The sequence below is a fragment of the Blastopirellula sediminis genome, from assembly GCF_020966755.1.
Lineage (GTDB): Bacteria > Planctomycetota > Planctomycetia > Pirellulales > Pirellulaceae > Blastopirellula > Blastopirellula sediminis.
Window position 1 is genome coordinate 676,391 of sequence record NZ_JAJKFT010000004.1, and the last position, 24,273, is coordinate 700,663.

Annotated in this window: 10 protein-coding genes and 1 tRNA gene; 3 read left to right on the forward strand and 8 right to left on the reverse strand. The window is 58.5% G+C overall.

The genetic code is table 11. The features are described 5' to 3' along the window. Positions 1–56 precede the first annotated feature (56 nt). Positions 57–245: a DUF6800 family protein gene (locus LOC68_RS06515; RefSeq protein WP_230216955.1), complete on the reverse strand. Its 189-nt coding sequence runs from the start codon at positions 243–245 to the stop codon at positions 57–59. 267 nt (positions 246–512) lie between these two features. Here LOC68_RS06515 and LOC68_RS06520 point away from each other — a divergent pair. Continuing rightward, positions 513–592, forward strand: a tRNA-Ser gene (locus tag LOC68_RS06520). An 82-nt stretch (positions 593–674) separates the two neighbouring features. Here the strand turns inward: LOC68_RS06520 and LOC68_RS06525 are convergent. The 4 genes from LOC68_RS06525 to LOC68_RS06540 all read right to left on the reverse strand — a co-directional run bounded on the left by LOC68_RS06525 (position 675) and on the right by LOC68_RS06540 (position 6,276). Further along, a complete protein-coding gene (locus LOC68_RS06525) occupies positions 675–2,069 on the reverse strand; it encodes a DUF1552 domain-containing protein (RefSeq protein WP_230216957.1) in 1,395 nt (464 codons plus the stop codon). A gap of 63 nt (positions 2,070–2,132) precedes the next feature. After that, positions 2,133–4,652 (reverse strand): DUF1588 domain-containing protein, encoded by a 2,520-nt coding sequence (locus LOC68_RS06530; RefSeq protein WP_230216959.1) that lies wholly within the window; start codon positions 4,650–4,652, stop codon positions 2,133–2,135. A 98-nt stretch (positions 4,653–4,750) separates the two neighbouring features. After that, positions 4,751–5,077 (reverse strand): Ig-like domain-containing protein, encoded by a 327-nt coding sequence (locus LOC68_RS06535; protein WP_230216961.1) that lies wholly within the window; start codon positions 5,075–5,077, stop codon positions 4,751–4,753. Between the two features lie 209 nt (positions 5,078–5,286). After that, a complete protein-coding gene (locus LOC68_RS06540; protein WP_255671112.1) occupies positions 5,287–6,276 on the reverse strand; it encodes a DUF1559 domain-containing protein in 990 nt (329 codons plus the stop codon). Positions 6,277–6,492: 216 nt separating this feature from the next. Here LOC68_RS06540 and LOC68_RS06545 point away from each other — a divergent pair, with 216 nt between their 5' ends. Both LOC68_RS06545 and LOC68_RS06550 read left to right on the forward strand, forming a co-directional pair. Beyond that, positions 6,493–7,629 carry a substrate-binding domain-containing protein gene (locus tag LOC68_RS06545; protein ID WP_230216965.1) on the forward strand — a complete coding sequence of 379 codons (1,137 nt, stop codon included), beginning with the start codon at positions 6,493–6,495 and terminating at the stop codon, positions 7,627–7,629. 387 nt (positions 7,630–8,016) lie between these two features. Beyond that, positions 8,017–8,958 (forward strand): restriction endonuclease, encoded by a 942-nt coding sequence (locus LOC68_RS06550; protein ID WP_230216967.1) that lies wholly within the window; start codon positions 8,017–8,019, stop codon positions 8,956–8,958. 199 nt (positions 8,959–9,157) lie between these two features. Here the strand turns inward: LOC68_RS06550 and LOC68_RS06555 are convergent, their stop codons facing one another. From LOC68_RS06555 to LOC68_RS06565, 3 genes are all read right to left on the reverse strand, one after another. Beyond that, the gene (locus tag LOC68_RS06555) at positions 9,158–11,617 is read right to left on the reverse strand and encodes a DUF1588 domain-containing protein (RefSeq protein WP_230216969.1); all 2,460 of its coding nucleotides are present in this window, start codon (positions 11,615–11,617) and stop codon (positions 9,158–9,160) included. Then, positions 11,614–12,933, reverse strand: a complete 1,320-nt coding sequence (locus LOC68_RS06560) for a DUF1552 domain-containing protein (protein WP_230216971.1) — start codon at positions 12,931–12,933, stop codon at positions 11,614–11,616. The genes LOC68_RS06555 and LOC68_RS06560 overlap by 4 nt, the downstream gene beginning before the upstream one ends. Before the next feature lie 383 nt (positions 12,934–13,316). Next, complete coding sequence (locus LOC68_RS06565) at positions 13,317–24,080, reverse strand: Ig-like domain-containing protein (protein WP_230216973.1); 10,764 nt, start codon at positions 24,078–24,080, stop codon at positions 13,317–13,319. Positions 24,081–24,273 lie beyond the last annotated feature (193 nt).

Genomic DNA, 24,273 nt, shown 5'->3' on the forward strand with positions numbered 1-24,273 from the left:
AGCCTTGGCGATTTCGCCAAGGCTTTTTTTATGTGCGTGAGGTAGCGGTCGGCGAATTAACCGAGCAGCTTCCATTCGGCGATCAGCATTTCAGCCGACGGAGTCATCTTGCGCAGCTTGTCAGCGATGTGGGCCTTCATGTCGGCCGACGGATTCTTGGCCAGAATCGCCTTGAACTTGGTGTACGCTTTGCGGCGATGACGGCGACGTTTCAGCTCTTTCCCACGTTCGCTAATGATCGGCACGTGACTCTCCTAGTACTCTGTATATTGTGGTAGTTGCGTTCGTAGTAAACGACTCAAGATACCGATTGGCCCGGTTTCCGTCAATGACCGAATCGCCGCCGGAAGCGAACCGCAAGGCCGAAATTGGGTCCTACCAGAGCGGCCCCACTAAGACGCGGCCGCCCGCTGTAACTTATTACGAGCCGCAGGGTTGCGTTGACAACCCGCCGCCCCGTCGATAAATTAAAACCCTTCCCAGCGGCCCACAGCGGCCGCAAGTACCTAACTGGAGGCGAGCCGAATGGTTAGGGAGCGGTCTTGAAAACCGTCGCGGGAAACCGTTGGGGGTTCGAATCCCTCCGCCTCCGCTTTGATTTTTATAGAGCTCGCAAATGCTTCTGAAAGTGGCGTTTGCGAGCTTTCTTTGTTTGATCGGGTTTCTCTCGACCGTTAGGTCAGGAACCGCTCGATCGGGCCCTTTTGGTTGATGGTCTTTAGGCCGACGTCGAGGGCGCCGAAGTGGTCGATTGGGTTGCCGTAGGCGTTGAGTAGGGTTGTGTACCAGTTGCCCAAGGTCTTGTGGCCTGCTTGTCCGTAGCTGGGTAGTCGGATGTAGCGGCGGCCGAGATCGAGCGGGCAATTGTCGCCGGCGAGGACGACGAACGGGAATTCGGTCCCATGCGAGTGATGGGTTTCGCCTGAGTCGGGGAAGTAGAAGATCATCGTGTTATCGAACATCGTACCGCCGGCTTCGGGGACGCTTTTCAGACGCGCGACGATTCGCTCGACGAGCGTCATGTGATGATGGCGGCAGCGGTCTCGGATTTCTTCCGCTGCGAGTCCGCCGATCGTTTTTCCATGACCGACGTCGTGCATGTTCACCTTTTCCCCTTCGATGCCGGGGATGCCGGTGTAGTGGTGACCCAACTCGTCGACGGTGAATGCGACGACGTTGGTGAGCCCGGAGATAAGCGCGCCAAGCAACACTTCGGTATGCCCAACCTGACGATCGAACGTGTTGACTTCGGGATCGAGATACTTCGGATCGAGCTCCGGAACATGTTGACGAATGACGTCGGCCATGGCGTCGATCTTGGAGTTCCGCGTGCGAATCATTTCGATCGAATCGGAGTAACTGGTGAGCTTCGACTTTTCACCGCCGACCAGTCCGCGGGCCGCGGCCGTTTCGTTCTCGGCGACAAACTCGAGCAGCATCCGGTCAAGTTGGTATTCGGCCTGGGCCGCTTTGCTTTCGGCGACTGTTTTGAAGAGTTCGGTCAGCGCAACGCGCGGCGATCCGTAGGCATAGTTCGGCTGTTGCGGGCCGCGGGCCGAGAAGCCTTGGGCGATGCCGTCGAGCGAACCGCGCGCGTTGCCGCCATCGAGCGGAAAGCAGGCGAGCTCGATATGCTCGACCGGTGAAGGAAAGAGACGAGCCAACTCAAAGTCGACGGTCGCCCATTTGATCGAGGAGATCCGTTCGTTCGCTTTGTAAACACCCAAAGAAGAGCACCACGAATGATGCCCGGTGGTGCACATCTTGCCGGAGAGCCCCTGCAGAATCGTCAGGTTGTCGACATGGTCGGCAAGCGGGCTCATCCACTGCGGAAGATCGTGACCGTCGAGGTCGACCTCATAGGCTTCTTTGCGATTCTCTTGCGCCATCCGCTTTTCGTCGAAGGAAGGTGGAACCATGACCTTCGGAAACAAGCCGTTGCCACGATGCAGGAAGATAAATCGCATCGGCGGCTTGCCTGGGGCGGCCAACAGGCGGTCGGGGCGAGAAAACGCCATGGCCCCAGCGCCAAGCAGGCTGGCATGCAGAAAATTGCGTCGCGAGATCATTAAGTTGGCTCCAGGCTATTTTTGGCGGGCGAACTTTCGTGTTCGCCGCGAGTGGATTCTTTGTTACTGCGGTTTGCGATACATGAACGAATCGGAAGTGAGCAACGAGACGATGACGGCCTGAAAACTGCCGTCGCTTTCGACGTACGCGCGATCGGCGTCGCGCAGCGTTTCCGCGTCGGACGGCATTTCGTTGCGTCCCAGGTAAAAGCGAAATGCATGGCGAATGATCGACTGACGGACGCGGTCGGAACGAACCAGGCGATCGATCAGGTCGAAGGTATCGTCGACCTGACCGTCGAGGCGGGGATCGGCGCCGACAAGTTCCCCGGTGGTGACGACCGGGACAGTTTCAAATTCATCGAAGGTCGACTTGCCGTTTCCTTTTTTGAGTTGGTGCTCAGGGTATTCCAGCGGTTCCTGTGAGCGGAAGCGGCCGAAGTCGTCGAAGGCTTCGAAGGCGTAGCCAAGCGGGTTCATCTGCTGGTGACACTTCCAGCATTCGTTCTTCTCGGTTACCAGTTCAACACGCTGGCGGAACGACTTGTGCGGATCTTCAGGGACTTGGGCGTCGACCGTGATTGGCACATCGGGAACGCGGCCTGCTAGCAGCTTTTCGCGGACCCAGCGACCACGGCGGACCGGGTCGGTATGGAAGTTGGAGGAGTGTGCGATCAGCCAGGCGGGATGGGTGAGGATGCCTAGACGGTTCTCGATCTTGAACGGCTGCTGCGTCGGGTAATCCCAATACTCGGCTTCGTCGGAATTCTTGCGATACTCGGTCGACTTCCAACTTCCATAGCGATCGACGGGCGGTGTGGGGAGCAAGTTGTAGAGCGGCGCGTGGTGCAAGTAATAGCCGTGCGCCCAAGGAGGCGTGGTGTACGGAGTTTTGCCTTGGCCGAACGACTCTTCGAAGTAGTGCATGTAGTTGAGAAATTCGCCGGGCCGGGATGCGTCGACAAGGCGGAGCGATTTGCGACTCTTGATGAATTCCAGATTCGCTTCCAGGACGGCCGTTGGGTTCTCTTTCCAGTCGGCGTCTTTCAGCGTTTCATAGACGCTGCGCCATTCTTCGATGATTTGTTGGCCGGCTTTGTTGTCTTTGTCGTGATAGACGAAAAACTCGTCGAACGTCAGCAGACGCTCGAAGACTTGCTGATCGTTTTCGACATGCACCGTTATGACGCGGTCGGCTTCCAGGACCAAGCGACCGGGCGTTCCTTGAGTGCCCCGTTCGGGATTCATGTATTTGCCAAGGCTGCGACTGCTATCCTTGAATACCTTCAAGGCGCCTGGGTAGCCTAAGAAGTCACGAAAAAAACGAACGGTGCGCGGATGGGGCGTTTCGTTCGACCGGTAGTGCTTGCCGTTGAGCGTCGGATCGATCTGGCCGCTATAGTAGTTTTGGTCGTTTAGCAATCGCTCGACTTCGCGGCGGTAATCCTCACGCGTGTTGAGTCGGCCTTCTTCGGCGGCGCGAAGCAATTGAGGATCGGGGCCGCGATCGCCAAGTGCGTAGGAAATCGCATAGCTCGCTTCGCGGGGGGAGAGTTTTTGGCGGCCAAACTGATCGGGCTCGCCGGCGCCAAACTCGAGTCGGTAGAGGAATTCCGACTCCAATAGGACTGCGACCAGCATCTGCTGTAGGCCCAGCGTGTTGCCACTGACCTGGATCGCGTTACGCGTCAAATCGAGATAGGCCGCCGTTTCGCTTTCGTCCGCAGGTCTTCGCAGCACGCGGTCGAATTGCGTTTGAATCGCTGCGGCGATTTCTTCGTCGGAGGGAAACCCCTTTTTGAGGATGATGGTCTCCAACGCCACCGGCGTCTCACGCGGCGCCCAGCGATCTTTCGCGTTGGGATATTCGTTGGGGCCGATTTCCTGCGTTTTGACGCGAGCGGCGCGAATCTGCTTGGCGGCGATCCATTTTGCGTTGTCCATCATCACCGACAAATGGCCGCTGTTGAGCGACTCGTTATCGAAGTAGCGAACGCCTGAGCGTTCGGGAAGCAGAAATGGATTGGTAACGCCGTAAAACGTGTTTCCCCGCTTGGAATAGGAGTCGCGTTCTTGCCCGGTTAGCCCGAAGACGTCGATTACGCGCTCATGAAAAATCTGCGGGCTCACCAGCCAACGTCGTGCGGGCGTGTAGGCTTTCTCTGTAATGGGCGCCGAGAAGAGGAGGTCATGATCGACCAGATTGCCGTTGCCGGGGTAGCGTATCTTGTCGTCCAGTTTCGACGCATCGCGACTTTTCAGCTCGGCGCGAATCCAGCGGCGGAGGTGGTTCAGCTCTTCGTTTTCCGGGCCAGCGGGCTGATCAGGGGGCATCAGGCCAAAGAAGAGTTGATCTTGAGCTCGATTGAGCAGATCCAATTGAGCGTCGAGACTCAATTGGTCGAGCCCGTCGAAGCGTACGTCTCCCTCTTGCGCATCGGCGCCATGGCAATCGCCGCAGTGAGCAGTGAGTGCGTCACGAACCTCGGGCGGCAATTGAATCGCGGTGGGCTGCGACTCCACGGCCAAAGCGGCGGAGCAGGGGATCGCCAGCACAAAGGCCAGGTGCAGGTAAAGCTTCATCGATCGCAACGTTCTTCTTTGGGCGTGACGCTGAGCGGGATAAAAAGCAGAACAGGGGGCTGTTGGGACTGCTTGGGCAAGAGCGGATCTTCGTCCGTCTAGTTTGGAGGGATATCGCCGGCGTAGACGATGTCGTAGTTGAAGACGAGTCCGCTTTCGGTGACTTCTAAATTGAAGTCAGGATTCGCCTCCGCTTGGAGGTTGAACTGTTTCGGTAAATAGTTGCGGGGAGAGTCGCCGCGATAAATCGACAACTCGACGACGCAGGGGCCGAGCGCGACGCCTGATTGCGTCGAAACGAATCGGGCGCGGTATCTTCCGCTGGAGTCGGTTTGAGCGACGGAGGGACGAATCATCGCTCGAGGGACAAAGTTGAGCGAGACCCCTTCGATCGGCTCGCCGTTGAGGGTGATTATTCCTTCCACTTCGCCGGTCGGGATGTCCGTGCCACGTTGGCATCCCGCGAAAACGCATAGCAGAAGGGGAACGCAAATCGACGTTGCCGAGAAGACTTTTGGAACCATTGGATTACTCGCGCGAATGAAATGGATGTCGAAGACGAATAACGCGGAGGTGCAATGAATGGGGTGTTGAACTAGCTTTCAGGGCATTGAACGTGGTTTGATCGTTCGGTTTAGTATTCGCCAACCGGGACGCCGTCACGTCGGTCGCCTAGTCGTTGGTAGGTGCCTAGGTTGCTGCTATTGGTGCTGAAACTTATCGTTTCCGAGATGAAATGAACCGACCCGTCGATGAATGCGAACTGTCCTCCGCCGGGATGGAAACTGCTGAAGGAGAAGCGTTCGGTGTTGGGGTTGCTCAACCCGGGATTCAGCGGGAACGCTACCGTGCTGGTGACGCAGGACGGAGGGATGGTATTGCCAGGGGATTTCGGCACGCCTAGCCAACTCGGCGTATCTTTGTCGCTTTGGGGAATCCCTTTCTCGCCGACCATGAAGGTGTTGCTGGTGCCGTCGACGATATCTCGAAACTTAAAGCTCTTGTTGTAAACGAAGATGCCGCCGCCATCGGCGCTGCCGGTGTTGGAGTTGCGGCCGTTGCAGCCGACGTAGGTCGCGCGAGCGACTCCTTCATCGCGACGGTAGCGGTTGCTGTACGTCGTACCGTTCCCATCGGTGAATGAACCGTCGCTGAATGACGTGAACAACTCATTGGCCGAACTCGGGCAGTTCCAGACTTCCAGAAAGCTACTCGTCGCGTATACGAAGCCTTGATACTGAGTCGGATAGCCGGAAACCGGAGTTGATCCGGGAAGGTCGCCGAGGGCGTTCAAGATTTCATACAGCTTCACTTTGCTGGCGCCGAGCGCGTCGTACTCGTTGTTCAACTCCATGAAAGGAAACAAGTCGACGTTCCACGCGAACTCAGGATTGCCGGCATCCGAAACGACGGAATCGGGAAAGCCGGTTGGGAAACTCCCATAGGTGTCATGGTGGTTGTGCGCGGCAATCGCAATCTGCTTCAGATTGTTGGTGCACGACATCCGTCGCGCCGCTTCGCGCGCTTGTTGGACGGCAGGTAAAAGCAAGGCAATTAAGACGCCGATGATGGCAATTACGACAAGTAGTTCAACTAATGTGAACCCGCGAGACCGACATTTCATGAAAATCTCCACAGACCAAAAGGCCCCAAAAAAGAAGAATGGTATGAAACGACTTGTTAGGAATCCGCCTGGCGCTCCGTGCCCCTTCCGTCAGAAAAATTGATTGCAATGCAGGGATGACAGCCGTATTGTAAATTTGCAGAAGCACGATTTCGGGAAAATCAGTATCGTTTTTAGGAAAGCCGGATGGGCAAGCGATCGAAACGAATTGCTTTAATGCTTGACCTGAACTGGCCCTACAAGCGACATGCGAGCGTCTATGCCGGCACCCAGAAATACGTCGAAGAGCAGGGGTGGGAGTCAGTCATCGACGAATATGTGTACGATTCGATCTCTTCGGCTCGGAATAAGGGAGAGGTTCCCTACGATGGCATCATCGCCAGAGCGTCGAAGCTACTTGCCGAACGGACCCGTAACTTGGAACTACCGGTCGTTAACGTCTGGTCGAGTTCCCCTGTTCGCGACTTACTACCTAGCGTATTTCCGGACTATGAAGCGTCCGGTCACATGCGGGCCGAACATCTATTGTCACGCGGCCTGCGAAAGTTCGCTTGCTTGGGATGTCGAACCGACTCGTCCGACGTCTTCGAGATCGCCGCGTTTCAAAATGCGGTTCAAGAGTACGGTTACGCGTGTCAAACGGCCTGGATTCCACTTGCGTTTTCCCAGACGCTAAAGAAGTGGAAAGACTCGGCGGAGACGATCGACGCTTGGATGCAGCGGTGGAGTTCACCCATTGGCGTCTTTGTCGGCGGCGATCAACTGGGCCGCATGGTCGTCCAAAAATGTCGTGAACGAGGTTTGCGAGTTCCTGAAGACGTGGCGATTATCGCAGGACGCAATGAAGAAGTGCTCTGCGAACGGCCTAGCCCGTCCATCACGAGCGTCGAAATGGGATTTGAGCGGGTCGGTTACGAAGCGGCGCGACTGTTGGGGCATTTGATGGACGGGGGCGAACCGCCTCGCAGGCCCTTATTGCTTCAGCCAGAGGGACTCGTCGTCCGCGAGTCGACCGATTTTTTCGCCGTCCAAGACGAGTTAGTCGCCGCAGCCCTGGAGTTTATCGCCAAGAACAGTCACAGCCGGATTGGTCAGGATGACGTCGCACGTGCGCTCGCCGTCGAAACGCGAACCTTGCAAAACCGGTTTCGCAAGGTCTTGGGACAGCCGATCGCCGCGACTGTTCGCAAGGTCCGACTGGAGCGAGCGAAACGAGAACTGGCGCAAACGGACCGCTCGCTGAAGAACATTGCTCGCGATGTTGGCTTCGGTTCGCCGATGCGAATGTACGAGCTGTTCAAGCGAGAGTTAGGCGTCACGCCGATCGAGTTTCGGCGGCAACGGAGAATCTGAGCTGATTTCATATGCTTAGAAAATCGGAATGAAGTTGACTTTTCCAGATATCGAGGATGAGGCCAGTACACGATTCGTCACAGGCATAATGGCGAAATCATTGTCGCACAAGAGGTTGCGTAAGCGGGAGAAAACCGATATCTCTGTCTCCAATTTGTGGCGAAAAGAGTTGGCGAATATTAGGGCTTGGTTTAATGGTATGAGTCCTGTAGACGATTCTTAAAACTAGTTTCTCAGACTGCCCAATTCGGGGTAATATTAGTCCCGTCACGGCGAGTGGCACCTGATTCAAAAGAGGACTTAAGGATTACCGCGGACGCCGCCACTAGTTCTGATTTGTAGTGTTCGCAAGACCAGGGTTACCTCCCAATGAGTGAGTCGTTGACGATGTCCGGAAATGCTACAGAATCCGAAATTGCTGCTTTGGACGCCAGGGTGGGTGACCTTTCAAGGAGACTGCATGCCGTCAATGAGGCGATTTACTCCGCAAACTCGAAAAGAGGGGTCAGGTGGTGTATCGTCTCATACTACTCGGTCGCGCTATTTGCAAACGGCTTGGTCGACAGGTTGGTGTTTTGGCGAAGTGGCGTGCTGTTAATGGTGTCAATTTGTGTTGGCGCATTGGGGTTTATCGCTGCTGACATAATTACGTCGCACCGTACATTCAGCATCGTCTCGGGCATTGCATGCACAGTGTTTGGGTTGCTTGCCGGGTACTTTCTGTTGTTCTGCGTAAACATGCAAGAAGCTAGACGCAGGCATGAAGATTTGTCCCTCGAATTCCAACGTCTCAACGATCAGATAAAGACGCTACGAAATGAAAGCAAAGACCTTACTTCGGAGATGATGCAGGTGCAAGCTCACCGCCAATTACTAGTTGAGCACCTTGAAGATCAGCGGAAACTGCGCTCGATGGAATATCGACGGAACCAACTTTTTCAGCGCAATTGGCGAGCAATGCGAAGCGTCGAATTTGAAGAGTATCTCGAAGAAGTCCTTCAACTGCTTGGCTATACGATCGAGACAACTGCAATAACTGGTGACCAGGGCGTGGACCTTATCGCGGTCAAGCAGGGAATCAGAATCGCTATTCAGGTCAAGGGATATTTGAACAGCGTTTCGAACTCTGCTATCCAAGAAGCTTTTGCTGGTATGGCCCACTACAAATGTGATTGTTGCGCCGCGATCACCAACAGTCGATTTACAAATGGGGCTATCCAGCTTGCGCAAAGCACTGGTTGCATTCTTGTTCACGAAGATAACTTTCGCGATTTTGTAATGGGACAGCTGGACCTCGTGCAAATGGCCAGAGGAAGATACGGTAAGTAAATAGACGCCGCTTCTAATCGCGGGATTAACGCAAAATGCGAAAACCATAGTTGCAGGTTAGAGAGGCGTTTAGTTGGTCTAGAGAGTGTTAGCGACCTGCTAAGCGTCGCGAAGGCGCCATGCCTCGTCTACGACTTACTGCTCATTGGAAGAACAGTTCAGTCGTAGTTGATCGGTTTCTTTTGGTGCCGGGTTGCGACTACGGGGTATTGGCGGGCTGGGTACGAGTTCGATAGAGGAACGCGTCTGACGTCAGCAGCGAAGTCAGCAGCGCATTCATGCTCCCGTCATTCTCTTTGTAAGCCCGATGGGCTTCTTGCAAGACCGGGGCGTCGTTTAGCGTTTCGTTGCGACCCATCCAGAAGCGGAAGGCATGGCGGACGAAGACTTGTTCGACTCGTTCGCTTTCGGCCAGTTTCTCGATTAAGTCAATCGCGTTGTCGACTTTGCCGTCGAGATTCGGATCGCCGGAGTCGATGATTACGCCGCTGGCGTCGACCGGCTGGTTGAGTTCCGTCGTGCGGTGGAGGCCGGCGTGGTTGAACATCTCGAACGGCAAGCCGAGCGGATCCATCTTGCGGTGACAGGTCCAGCAGTAGGTTTCTTGGGTCACCCGCATCCGATCACGGAGCGTATGGTCCGGTTCGTCGGGGAGCATCGCGTCGACGGTGATCGGCACGTCGGGAATGCCGCCGCCGAGAAGGCGTTCGCGAATCCAGCGCCCGCGGCGGATGGCGTGATTGTCCATCGCGTCGGAGTGGGAAACGAGCCAGCTGGGATGGGTCAGAATACCGAGACGTTCTCCTTCGGGCGCGGTGGCGAGGATGCGTTCCGGCTGCATCGATCCGGATCCGAAACTTCGTCGGCTGACACGAGCGAAAATCTGGGGCCCGGAAAGTTCGGCGTAGTCGACTTTGTGATTGACGTTGTTCTTCTTCTTGAAGTCGGCCGGTTTGCCGCCAGGGTGCTCCTGAAGCCAGGCTTCGAGCGCCTCTTTCTCTTTCTTGAGCGATGCGGCGATCTCTTGCTGTGACCGTTTGGTGCCGAAGTAGAGTCTGTCTCCTTTGGTGGCGACAACTTTGTCGGTCGTCAGGAGACGCTTCAGCACGTCCTTGTCTTCCTGCAGTATCAACTCGACCAGACGATCGGTGCTGGCCGTCGCGTCAAACATGGCGCTGTAGTGGGCGTTGCCGGATCCGGCGCCACTATCGGCCAGTGCTTTGGTGTCTTTGCAGATGTAGCCGCCCTGGTCGTAGTCGAAATAGTCACGGAAGAACTGCAGTACGCGCGGCTTACGAATGCTGTCGTCCGCCAATATCCGCTCGACTTCCCGCTTCACATCGTCTTGGGTGCGCATGCGCCCTGCGAGGATCGCGGTGCGGAGTTGTTCGTCCGGCTTGATGTAACAAAGGGCATGGTTAACGGCGAGGCCAAGTTCCCAATCTTGCAGCATCACGCGACCGTATTGGTCGGGCTGGCCATATTCGACCAGTTCTGGACGGAAAAGAGCGTCACGATCAAGGAAGATCGACGACAATCCCAGGACGGCGCCGTCTTCTTTGCCAAGCTTGTCGATCGACTGTTGTGCTATCGACAGGTACGCTTCCGACTCTTGCTTGCTGGGAGGACGGAAGGTTACCGCTTCAAACAAATAGTCGACGGCGGCCCTCAGACGCTGCTCGTCCACTTCCTCCGCTTCGAGCAGATCTTTGACCGGCGTCAGCGGACGAACGACCTTTGTGCTGTAGACGAGCGAAGTGGGGAGGCCGCGAATGTCTCCATCCCATTTGGCGACGACCGATTGCGTATCGTCACTGATCTGATAGGGCTCGGCGATGCTGAGTGGGCCGTAAGCCATATAGCGAAGGATGTCGTCCGCCATGCCGAGGACCTGCGTCGCTTCGGCGCTGTTGACGGTGTAGAAGTCGGGGTAGTTCTCCAGGCCGTGAGCGCGGGCCGAAGAGAGAACGGCCGGGACGCTTTTCACCGCGGTCGCATAGGCGACGGTTCCCCCTTGCCACTTGGTGATCCGATCAACGCCGAAGTAGAGCTTCAGTTCGCCGCCATGGTTGGTCGGAACGGCGTCGCCGTGGGTGCGCAGACCCGGCTTGCGCGGATCGTAGGTCGGTTCGGTATTGATCAGTTCGTTGAGCCGCGTGATATGTTCCTGCGGCGTGACGCGCCAGATGCGAGCCGGCGAAGAAGTGGGGCGAAGCTGAATTCCTTCCGGGAGCGGACCGAAGAGGAGGTTGTGATCGACGAAGTTTCCTTTGTTCGGATCGAGCTGGGCTTGAAAGCCCCCTTTGTCTTTGAGGACGTCGGTCAGCTGGTCGACGATCCAGTCGGCGAACTGGAGCCGCTCGATCACTTCCGGCTGCTCCTCTTCCTTGGGAGGCATTTCCTGCAAAGCGACCTGCGCCCAAACGCGGGTCCAGATGTCGGCGTTCACTTCGTCGACCGGACCGAGACCTTCCAGCGTCAGGTCCCCTTCCGGGAGCGTTTCGCCGTGACAGTCGACGCAGTGCCGCGTGAGAAACGGCTCGACGAAGCCGCGAAAGTCTTTCTCGACTTTCTGGCCGGGGACGTAGGTCTCGCCGGCGGCGGCCGAAGTGAGACAGCACCCCAGGAGGACCGCCAAGGCGTATCCAACCTTGCTCATGCCAGCACTTCCTTCAGCGGACCGTTGGTCGAATCGAATTTCTGGGCGAGCTTCTCGCTCATGTTGTAGCGATCGCAGTTAACCCCGGCGGCGTTCATGATCGCCGTGTAAAGAGAGTTGATCGGACGCGTCCCGTCGAGTTGCGTGAAGCGGCCGGTCTTGAACGCGCCGTCGAAGTTGCCGAGCAGCATCACGGGCCAGTTGGCGCCGCTGGTGTGCTGACTGTCGGCGTTGTTGCTGGTGTAGACGATCAACGTGTGATCCATCATCGTGCCGCTTCCTTCCGGAATGCTTTCGAGCGATTCGATGATCTTCACGAGCATACGGCAGTTGTACTGACGGATCTTAACCCAGATCGGATTGTTGGGCTGATCCATGTGCCCCAGGTTATGACCCTGTTGATCGATCCCCAGTCCCTTCCAGGCGCCAAAGATTTCGCCGCGACCGGAACCGATCGTCAGCGTGTTGGTGATGCCGGAGGTCAGGGCCGAAATGCCAAGGTCGAGCAGCGCGTCATGCCAGTCGGTTTCGAACTCGGGCTTGGTATATCGCTCGTCTACGGCCGGGGCGAACTTGCGCAGATGATCCGAAACGGTGTCGAGCCGCTCACGCAGGCCGTTAATGTCTTTGAAGCCGTCGACGTACTGGCGATAGCGCTGCTGGTCGGCGACCGGAAGCGACTCGCCTTTGGCGGCGGCTAGTTTTTCGATCTGGTCGAAGGCGTTCGAGCGGGCCTCGTGCTGACGGCGGATATCGCCGGTCGAGATGCCGCCGTAGAGCATCTGGTAGAGCTGATTCGGATTCGAGTACATAAAGACCGGCTGACCGGCGCCGCTGGCCGAGAGGGTCGCGAGAGTCGGCTTGGCCGTCATGTTCTCCATCGAGTCCATGCCGATGCAAAGATGCGGCAACAGCGTTTGCGGCAGGACCTTGCTCAATTCGTAGTCGATCGTCGCGGCGCTGGGAGGAACGCCATCGCCGCCACGATAACCGCCGAGCGCGCCGAAGAAGGCGCTATGGGAGGGGCTGGTATGTTTGCCATGCAGACCGTTGATGATATGCAGGCGTTCTTTGTACGGTTCGAGTGGGCTGATCGGATCGGGGAGTTTCACGCCGGCCAGGGAGCCGCTGTTTTTCATCCCTTGGGGGACGCAGGTTGCCGGATCGAAGCCTTGATTCTGCAGGAAGAAGATGACGCGTTTCGGCTGCGACGTTTGGCCGCTGGAGGCGAAGAGACGCTCGGCTGACAGGGGAAGGCCCAAAGCGGCCCCGGCTCCTGTCGCCACGGCTTGCAGCATTCTTCTACGGTCCAGCATGTTCGCTCCTTCTACGAAGTGAAGTGACGGTCGTCTTCGGTCGGCGCAGGGAAAGTCTTGCGGAGGGAAAACCAGCGATTCTCTGTCCCCTTGGGGTTAGGGGGAGATCACCGGCAAAGATACGGCAAATCGGGAGTGTTTCGGGCAGGGGGGCGACTTTTGAGTATATCGATCCCACGACGGGGAGACTACAGAATTCGGCCGAAAGCGCAACGGAAGATCGATGCAATTGCCATGCGGAATCAGCACAAGCACATTTTTTGCAACGTCGTGAGAGATCGCCATACTCTAGCGGGGGCGACGGTGAGGCTCGGACCAAGAAAGCAAAAAGCCGGCTGGCGATCAGTCGCCAGCCGGCTTTATTTCGGTTTTGCCGTGTGGGATTAGAAGACGAACAGTTCGTCCAGCTCGTCCTCTTCCTCGGTGAACAGGGCGTCCACCGTTTCAAAGTTTTCGCTGTCGCCGGTTAGCGAGTCGAGCAGCTGCTCGTCGACCAGTTCCCCGTCCAGCGACTGCTGGGCGACCACTTCCGCGTCGACCGCCTGGTAGGTAGTCGACTCGACCGACATGGTCGTCGTCGAGGTAACGTCGCTCGGGATCCAGAAGACCGGGGCGGCCGAGACCGATTCCCCTTCGATCGCGACGCCGCCGCTGATCATCGACTCCGAATCGTCGCTGGCAACCGGCGAAACGACCTCGAAGTACGAGGTGCTCGCGGCCGGCGCCGGAGCGGTCGACTCCGCCACTTCTTCCGCTTCCAGCGTGAAGCTGGACGTCGAAGGCGCCGAGGTACCGATCTTCTTGATGATCTGCGTCAGGTCGAGCAGGCTGACGACGCCGTCATGGTCGAAGTCAAAAGCCCACGCGACGTCCGACGGCAGGTTGAACAAGTTGCCGATCTGGCGAATGACCAGCGCCAAGTCGAGCAACGTGACGGCGCCGTCATGATCCAAGTCGGCCGCTTCTTCCCAGGACGAGCCATGCGACGGAGTCGGCAAGTTGATCTCGGGGAACTCGATTACCGGCGTCGGGTTTTGCGGCGGCGCGTCGGCGACCGGCGGATCGAAGTTGCCGACGATCGGCAGGCCGTTGTTGTTGCCGAACATCGCGTATTGATCCGGACCGAACGGATCGGTCAGGAACTTCGCCACGTTCCGGCCCAGCGGATCTTCCGAAGGCGGAATCATGCGATCCGGGTTTTCCCAGATCGGGCGAGCGACGCCGTTTTCGTCGCTGTCCGAAATCAACAGGAACCATTCCGCCTGACTGCTCGACGAGTTCTGTTGATCGGGGACAAACAGGCCGAGGTCTTCGACCCCGTCCGAGTTGAAGTCGGCCGAGACCGGACGTTCACGCACCCCTTCGAATCCGAACCAGAAGGTTTGGTCCGCCTTGCCGTCCCAGCCGTTTTCAACGCCGCCGGTCAGATCCAGGAAGAACTTGTCGTCTCGCCAGACGCCGAGATCGTCAAAGCCGTCGCCGTCCCAATCGCCGACGATCGGCTTGCCGACCAATTGCGTGTAGATCGGCGTATCGATCTGGTTGTCGTGGTTGGTGTCGATCCAGAAGGTGCCGGTTTCGCCGACGTAGACGCCGACTTCGTCACCGTTGTCGGCGTTGCCGTCAAAGTTGCCCGCGACCGGTAGGCCGTTGACCTGAATGTTCTGGATGACCGTCGCGTCAGGTGCTCCGTCGTTGTCAAAGTCGAACTGGAAGCGGAACTTGCCGTTCACCTTGCCGTAGACCGCCAGGCGATCGAAGCCGTCGGCGACGCTGCCGGCGCTGGGCGTGAACTGCCCGGCGAAGACGTCGTCGGTGCTGAAGCCGATCGCGAAGGTGAGGTCTTCGTTGGTGTCGTCCGAGTTCTCGGTGTCGACCATGAAGTTGCCGTTGATGTCGATCAGCGTCGTGCCGTAGCTGGTGACGCCGATTTCGGGATGGCTGTCGATCGTGAAGCGAGCCAGGAACGATCCGCCGGCGACGCCGTTGCCGGTGGCGAACGACGGATCATCTTGCGGTTCGGCCGCGTTGCTCTCGCCGTCCAGCATGTTGCCGGCCGGATCGGTGAGCGAATCGGCGATCTTCAGCGTGTAGCGATCGTCCGGCAAGGCTTCGAAGAATTCGAGCGTTACCGTCGAACGGGCTACCGAACCGGCAGTCGTGTCGTGCGTGATCGTGATCGACTTGATCGGGATCAAGCCGTTCGCGTCGCCGATCAGCTGGAACGTGCCGGCCTGCAGCGCGGTCGCATCGGAGATCGCCGGATAGAGGAAGCCGAAGTCGTCGACCGACGTGGGAGCGACGACGCTGGTGTTGAGCAGCGCGTTGGTGGTCTCATAAACGGCGGCGTCCGGATCAATGATCTGGAGTTCGGCCAAGTCCGAAGTCCCGACGCCGATCGCGTAAATGTTCTTCGCCACGGCGGCCAAATCGGCGGCTGCCGCGGTGTGGGCGCCCGGCGTACCGGAGAAGCCGTCAGCGAAGAAGAGGACGGTCGAGTTGGCGAATCCGGAGTTCTCCAGAATCGTCGTCGCGGCTTGCAGACCGGCGGTGTAGTTGGCCGAACCGCCGGCGTTAATCGACTCGAGGGCGTTGATCAGGTCGAGCTTGCCGTCGTTGTTGTTGTCGGCGGCGGCCGTGGTGAACTTCGAGCCGATGCTCAAGTCGAGCGAGACCGCGGTTCCGCTGACCATCACCACCAACGAGACTTTGGCGACGTCGCCCAGTCCCGCGTCGATCAGCTGCTGATTCGCCTTGATGATCGCGGCGATCTCGGCGTCGAGCTTGGTGTTGTAGATGCCGTCGCCGTTGAGGTCGCCAACCTGCGTGCCGGCAATCGCGCCCAGCGTGCTGGCCGAAGCGTCAATCACAAAGGTGACGTCAGGCGAGTTGCCAGTGGCGAACAGCTGGACGCCGGGGCGAATCGGGAGATCGCTGAAGTCGATGTCCAGACTGGTGATCGGCGGAGTCGGACCGTCGACCGAAGGCTTCGGTGCGAACAGGTCGTAGTCGGGCGAGCCGGTCACGCTGACGTTGTCGATCGTCGGACCTTGCGTGTCGACCATCATTTCGAGCGTCGTGACGATCGAGATGTTGCCGGCCAGGTCTTCCGAAGTGACCACGATCTGACGGATGCCGTCGAACGCGAAGTAGTTCGGGTTGTTCAGATCGTACTTGCCGGTCAGGCTCCAGAAGCCGACTTCCGGGTTGCCGTCGTTACCATCGAGCGGCGAAGCGGCGGTTAGACCTTGATAGACGTAATTGCCATTGAGGAAGGCGATCACATCGGCGGCCGACATGCCGTTCAGCACGGAAAGGGCGGCGCCATCCAGCGGCGTGTCGGTGGCGTACAAGCGGATCACCGAGTTCGACTCAGCGTCGCCGACAAAGCCGGTATTCGAGTCGCTGGTGATGTTGTCGGCCAACGTGTTCGGATCGCCGGTCACGCCGGTGTCGGTCGTGCTCGGATCGATTTCGAGCGTCGGAGCGTCCGGCGACACGGTATCAATCACCACGTCCAACAGGTAGTCGGTGCTGATGTTACCGGCACGGTCCTCAACTTCCAGTTTGAAGTCATGGTAGCCGTCGGCCAGCATGTCCATCGTGCGGCTGAGGTACTCCAGGTCGGTGAAGCCGTCGAGCAGCGGATCCATCGAGGTGAACTCGGCGGCCGAATCGTAGATCAACGTTTCGGAACCATTCTCCGCTCGCAAGTAAATGCGGAACTTGTAGTTCTCGCTGAACAGATGGAGCGGTTGGTTCGGATCAGTCGTCGTTATGTTGAAGGTCAACGTGTTGTCCATCGTCACGTTGTCTTCGTCATTGCGACCGGTGTCGCTTTCGGCGGCCAGATCCAAGTAGGGAGTGTTCGGCACGTAGGTGTCGACTTCCAACTTCGAGTCGGCCAGTTGCGGCATGCTGCGGTTGCCGGCCAGATCTTCGTAGACGGTCGAGATCACATAGACGCCGTCTTCCAGGGCGGTCGACTTGATCGTCCAGGTGCCGTCGGCATTGACGATCGTTTGACCGACCAACTCGGTATCGGCGTAGAGGAAGACTTTCGAGTTGACTTCGCCGGTTCCGCTGAAGCTCGGCGTGTCGATGTTGGTCACCCAGTCGTTGTCGAGCATGCCGCTGTCGCTCGACGCAAGCAAATCAGGCGCATCCCCGGTCGGAGCGACGGTGTCGACCGTCACGCCCAGCAGGAAGTCGGTGCTGATGTTGCCGGCACGATCTTCCACTTCCAACTTGAAGTTGTAGCGACCGTCGGCCAAAGCGCCGGTCTCGCGGGTCAGGAAGTTCAGGTCAATCATGCCGTCAGCGACGTTGGCGGCCGGAATGGCGCCGTCGGTCGACGAATCGTACAGCAGGAACTCGGCGCCACCTTCCGGACGTGCGTAAATCCGGTACTGGAAGTTGGTTGTGAAGATGTGCGACGCCGAGTTGGGATCGGTCGTCGTCATCGTAAACGTCAACGTGTTGTCGTTGGTGACGTTGTCGTCGTTGACCTGGCCCGAATCGCTCGCCGTGATCAAGTCGAGATAAGGCGTGTTGGGCGCCAGAGTGTCGATTTCGATCTGCAGGCCGGGCGAAGGAGCGCTGCGGTTGCCGGCCAGATCTTCGTAGGCGGCGCGAATGCTGTAGACGCCATCCGCTAGCGGAGAGACCTGGACCGACCAGTTCCCTTGCGAGTCGACCGTCCCTTGGCCGATCGGGTTAGTGTTGTTGTTGGCGAAGAGGAAGACCTTCGTATTCGGCTCGCCGGTTCCCTTGAAGATCGGCTGCGAAATGTTGGTCACTTCGTCGTCGGCAAGCTTGCCGCTGTCGCTGGTGGTCACCAGGGTCGGCATCGAGCCGCCAGGGGTAACCGCGTCGACAGTCAGGCGAACCGAAGTCGCCAGGTTGGCGTTCCCCTGGGTGATCGGCGTCTGGCCGTCGAAGACGACGGTGCGGGCCGAGAACAGGTAGTTGCCGTCGGCTAGCGAGTCGCCGTAGACGGTTGGATCGTAAACGAAGACGGTCGCCTGATCGGCCGGACCGACCGGATTGGCGAAGCGACGGATGGCGACGCCGGTCGTGAGGTTGGTGATCGTGACCTGCACGGCGTAACCGTCGGTCATCCCCAACACCGCTTCGGCGGCGGTCAAGATACGCAGTTCGCCATTGGCCGGTTCCGAGATGTCGTTGCCGTTCTCATCGACGAACTGCAGCAGGTCGTCTTGAACGTAGATCAGCGGAGTCGGGCTGTTGGTGACGTTATCCAGCGACGACGTGCCGGTATCGGACAACGGCGAAATCAGAATGCCGTGCGGCGCCGGAGCCTCGAAGTTCTCAACTTCCAGCGAATATTGGTTGACGTCGTCCGTAGTTCCCTTCACGCGGATGAAGTACTTCTGCTGACTGACGACCGGAATGATCAGCTGCTCGTTATCGTCGTTGGTGTTGACCGACGCGATGAGATCACCTGACTGATCGAAGACGTCGAGTTGCAGATCCCCTTGCGGAACGTTGGTGAAGAGGGCGTTGATGTAGAGCTTACCGGTAAAGTGAGCGGTGTACCGGAAGAAATCGACGTCGCTATCATCGTGGATCGACAAATTATTGATGATCACCGACTCGGGCGAACCGAGGATCGTCGCCTGAGCGATCGAGTCATTCGTTTCCAGGGCATCCGGGACGATGATCGTTTCGATGCTAACGTAGTTGATCGCCGCGTGGCTGCTGGAGGTCACTGAGCCGTTCGGAGTCGAACCGACGACCGGATTGACGACGCCATCCAGGTAAAGAGCCAGCACGTCGCCCGGCGGAACGTCCGGATCGCCAAAGATTGGGGCGCCGCCGTCGATATTGATGACGGTCGTCAGGTGAGGCGCGATCGTGAAGCGATCGAGTCCCTCGAACGTATTGACGAACATCTGGGCGACGTCGGTGAACTGGACGATATCTTGATAGGCGCCACCGCGATTGTGCTGGAAGTTGCCGGCGCCGCCGATCGACGGCGAATTGATGTCGACAACGTCAGCTTCGCCGGTCGTGGTGTTGTAGGTGAACGAGCCGACCATCATCAGCTGGCTGTTCTGGGCGTTGCCTTGATATTCGACGTCGGTCATCACGACGCTCGGCGTCGTGTTGATGACGAAGCCAGCCTCGCCGTTGTTGTTCAGGATCAGGTCTTCGAGCAGAAGCGATCCGGCGGTGGGGACGAAGACGCCGTTGCCGACGGTCGACTGGATCTGCATGTTTTGTAGAATGACGTCGCCGGCGGTGTCGATGAAGAAGCCGTGGGTAACGGTTTCGGTCACCATGACGTCGGACGGGTTCATCCCCTCGCCATGAATGGTCATGCCGCGGAGAACGATGGCGCCGGCGTCGTACGAGCCTTCACGGACGAGAACGTCGCCGTCGGTATCGACGTCGTCGACCCCTTCCTGGATCGTCGCGAAGGCGTTGATCTCGAAGAAGAAGCCGGGCAGGACTTCCTGGCCGGGGAGAACGCCCATCGCCCAGTCGTCGTCAACATAAACGGTCGGCGTCACGTCGGCGTCGCGGATCAGGACGACGTCATTGCCGTCGCCCCCATCGTAGAACAGTTTGTAATTCTCGCCGTCGATCGTAATCACGTCGCCGTTCACGAGGCCGGCGAACGTGCCGATCACGGCGTCCATCCCGTCGTTGTCGATCAGGACCAGTTGGTGACCGAGCATCGAGGTCGAAGGGGGCGGCAGGTCGACGATATCAAGCGTGGCGCCTCCCAGGTCGACCGTTCCGGTAACGACATACTGATCGTAATCGGTCCCGGCGACGTTGACGTCGTTGACTTCGACCGTCAACTTCGATCCGGCCGTCAGCGTCAGATCGGTCGAGTAAATCGTGCCGGGGCTGAAGCCAGCGTTGATGTTGGCGTCCGTGACGCTCGCCTTCAGTTCGCCGTCGAGCGTGAACTCGCCGCCGACAGTGACCGGCTTGTTGACGTCCAGGTTTTCGACGTACGTTCCGTAGAGGTCGAGGAAGTAGAGAGTCGAACCGTCCGTCGCGGCGTTTACGGCGCCTTGCAGCGTGCCGTCGTTTTGCTCCAGCGTGCGAACGACCAATCTGTCCTGGCTCGGCGTCATGCCGGGGATGAATTCGAAGTAGGCCTTCGGCGTCGTCATGCCGTCGACCAATGTGTTATCGTCGATGAAGTCGAAGAGCGTGTCGGGCGCGATCGAGAGCTGACCGGTCGACGTGTTGAGCAGCGAGACGATATTGGTGAAATCGCCTTGTAGCGCGGTGTCGAACGTGTTGCCGGTGATGACGGCGTTCTTGCCGCGAGCTTGCAGCGTCGAAGCGGTGCCGGTCGTCGTTCCCTTGAATTCGTTGCCGGTAATCGTCGCGCCGTCCGAGTCGATCGTCACCAGCGATGCGCCGACTTCCATCATCATCGCGTCGACGCCGCCGCTTACGCCTTCAATCGTATTGTTGGTGAAGGTGATGTTGGCGGTCATGCCGGTGTTGTCGTTGGTGCTGCCGCCGTTGATATAGACCAGACCACGGGGAACGTTGTTGGTGCTGAACTGCGGGCCGCCCATCGGAGGAACGACGAACGTGGTTCCGCCGATGATGTTGTCGTTGATCGTCAGGTTGGTGACCATCTGGTTGTATTCGGTCAAGATCGCCGAATCGCCGTTGGCCAGAATGCGGTTTCCTTCGATCGTCGTTCCATCGTTGTTGTTGTCGATGTAGATCGCGGCGTTTTCGATGGCCGGATTGCCGTTGTCGATGCCGATGATCGTGAAGCCCTTACCGCTTTCGCCGAGCTGCACGTTGTCGGAAGTGATCAGCACCGTCGCCAAGGCGCCGACGCCGGAGATCCCTTCGATCGTCGTGTTGTCGCGGTCGGCCGACGAGATGAGGGTCAGCTCTTTGTTGAGGGTCACGTTCTCGACGTACGTGCCGGCGTTGACCGTCACGGTTCCGCCGACGGTGACGTCATTCACGCCTTCCTGGATGGTGGAGAACGCATTGACCAGGTAGAAGAAGCCAGGCGAGACTTCGGTGTTGGCCGCCATGCCGGCGAAGTCGTCGTCGACCAGCACGTCCATCGACGCGAGCGTATCGCGGACCAGCGTCACGTCGTTGCCGTCGCCGCCGTTGTAGAAGATGCGGTAGTCTTCGCTGTTGAGCGAGACCACGGCGCCGTTGGCCAGACCGGCGAACGTGCCGGTCACCGCATCAACGCCGTCGTTGTCGATGATGGTGATCTCATCGAAGAGGGAGAGCCCCGCGGCGGTACCGGTCAGGGAGAAGGTGGCGCCTCCCAGATCGACCGTGCCAGTTACCTGATATTGATCGTAGTCGACGCCGGCCGTGCCGAGGGCGTTGAATTCGACGGCGAGCGTCGTAGCTGTCGTCAAAGACAAGTCGCCCGACGCAATGATGCCGGGGCTGAAGCCGGCCGAGATCACGGCGCCGCTGGCGCTAGCGGTCAGCGTGCCGGTTAGGTTGAATTCGCCAGCCACGGTTACCGCTTTGTTGATATCGACGGCGGCGTCGGTGTAGTTGCCGATGAAGTAGAGAACGTCACCCGGCGAAGCGTTATCGATCGCTTGTTGCATCGAGTTCACGCCGATCGAGCCGTTCACGAAGTAGGCGTTATCGCCGAAGTTATTGTTGTTGAAGATGTCTTCAAAGGTGTCCGGATCGGTCGACAACGCGCTGCCGTTCCACAGGAACAACGCGTTAGTCGTCGGCGTTTGATTCGTCAGATCGAACGTGTTGTTTTCGATTTGGGTCGAAACGCCGCGGGCTCGCAAACTGCTGCCGTACCGCGTGGTCGTGCCGGCGAAGGTATTTCCGGTGATTTCGGCGTAGTCCGAGTCGATCGTGACCAGGGTGTTCCCCTGTTCCTGCATCATCGCGTTCAGACCGCCGGCAGTACCGGTAATCTGGTTGTTGGTGAAGATGATGTCGGAGGTGTTGCCGCCGCCGGAGCCGCCGCCGATGACGACCAACTGGCGCGGGACGTTCGCTTCGGTGAACTGCGTGCTGAAGCCAAGCCCGGCCGGATTCGGACCGACGAACGTCTGACCCGAGAAGATATTGCCGTCGATCGTAAAGAAGTCGATCGTGGCGCCGTATTCGGTGATCAGGCCGCTGTCGCCGCGAGCGACGATGTCGTTATTCAGGATCTTCGCGCCGGAGTGCGAGCCCTGGAAGTAGATCGCCGCCTTCTCGAGGCCGGGAGTTCCATCCAGACCCAAAACGGTGAAGCCGTCGATCGTGACGTCGGTCGTGTTATTCTTGACGAAAATGGCGCCCAGTTCGGTTCCGGCATTGTTGCCGTCGATCGTGGTGAAGTCGCGACCATTGGCCGACTGCAGCGTCAGGTTCTTACTGATCGTGACGTTGCCCATGTAGGAGCCGTCATTGACCGTGACAGTTCCGCCGACGTTGACGTCAGCGACGCCGGCTTGGATGGTCGAGAACGCATTGATCAGGTAGAAGAAGCCAGGGCTGACTTCCGCACCGGAAGCCGTGCCGGCGAAATCGTCGTCAACCAACACGGACGCCGACGAGAGCGTATCACGAACCAGGACGACGTCGTTGCCGTCGCCGCCGTCGTAGAAGATGCGGTAGTCGTCGCCGTTGAGCATAACGGTGGCGCCATTGGCCAGACCGGCGAACGTGCCGGTTACCGCATCGGTATCGTCGTTGTCGATGATCGTGATTTTGTCGCCGAGCGTCAAACCGGTTGCGGCGCCGGTCAACGACAAGGTCGCTCCGCCGAGACTGACCGTGCCGACGACCTGGTACTGGTCGAAATCGGCGCCGGGCGTGCCGATGTTGTTGAATTCAACCGCCAGCGTCGAACCAGCAATCAACGACAGATCGCCGGAGGCAATAATGCCGGGGCTGAAACCTGCCGAGAGAATTGCACCGCTGTCGGTAACGCTGAGCGTGCCGTTAAGTTTGAAATCGCCGCCGAGGGTAATCGCCTTGTCGACGACGACGTTCTCAGTGAAGTCGCCGCTGAAGAGGAGGACGTCGCCCGCGGTCGCGGCGTCGATCCGCCCCTGAATAGAATCAATCGGATAGACCGTGTTGCCGATCGCGAAGACCGGATCGGAGAAAGTGTTATTGTTGACGACATCGCCGAGCGTATCGGGATCGGTCGAGAGGCCGCCCGAACCCTGGACGAACAATGCATTGGTGGTCGCTGACTGGTTCGTCAGATCGAACACGTTGTTTTCGATCTTGGTATCTTCGCCCCGTGCGCGCAAACTGCTGCCGTAGCGCGTGGTCGTGCCGGCGAAGGTGTTGTCGCTGATCGTCACTCCCTTGGCGTCGATCGTGACCAGGGTGTTCCCCTGTTCCTGCATCATGTCGTTCAGACCGCCGGCGGTTCCGGTGATCTGATTGTTGGTGAAGGTGATGTTGGAGGTGTTTCCACCGCCGGTACCGCCACCCATCGCGACCAGCTGTCGCGGAACGTTCGGCGTGGTGAACTGCGAACCGAATCCGCTTCCTCCGGCGGTGAGCCCGGTGAAGGTCTGCCCCGAGAAGATGTTGCCGTCGATCAGGAAGTTGTCGATCGTCGCCCCATATTCGGTCAGCAGGGCGCTGTCGCCGCGCGCGACGAGTTCGTTGTTGAGGATTTTCGCGCCGGAATGCGAGCCTTGGAAATAGACCGCCGACTTTTCCAGCCCCGGAGTTCCGTCAAGGCCGAGGATCGTGAAGCCTTCGATCGTCACGGCGGTCGTGTTGTTGGTGACGAAGACGGCGCCAAGTTCCGTGCCGGCGTTATTGCCGTCGATCGTGGTGGCGCTACGACCATTGACGGATTGCAGCGTCAGATTTTTGTTGATCGTGACGTTCTCGTTGTAGGTCCCGTCGCCGACGGTAACCGTACCGCTCGGATCGACGGCGTTGACCCCAGCTTGGATCGTGGCGAACGCGTCGACGCCGATTTCGGTGGCGGGGCCCATCGGTCCGTCAGGATCGACGCCGGCCATCAATCCGACCCAACTCGCATCGACGTAAACGTCGGCCGCCAACAGTTGGCGCGCTTCCAAGAATTCCGCTTGCTGCGTTTGTCGCTGACGATTTTTACGCAGTTGATTTTTCGAGAGAGCCTTGCGTCGCTTGCCGCGCTGGAATGAGAAACTCATTTCGTTCGATCGCCTCAGCTGGAGAGAAACTGGCCATAACGTCCCCCTGGGGAGGTGCTGCATCACTTTTCCGGACGATCGGTCCGGATGTAAGGATGGTAGCGATTGGGGTGTTTAGGGGGATTTTCAGAGCTGATAGTAACCGAATGTTTAGCGCATTCAAGTCGATTCCTGAGCCGCCAAATAATTAGGC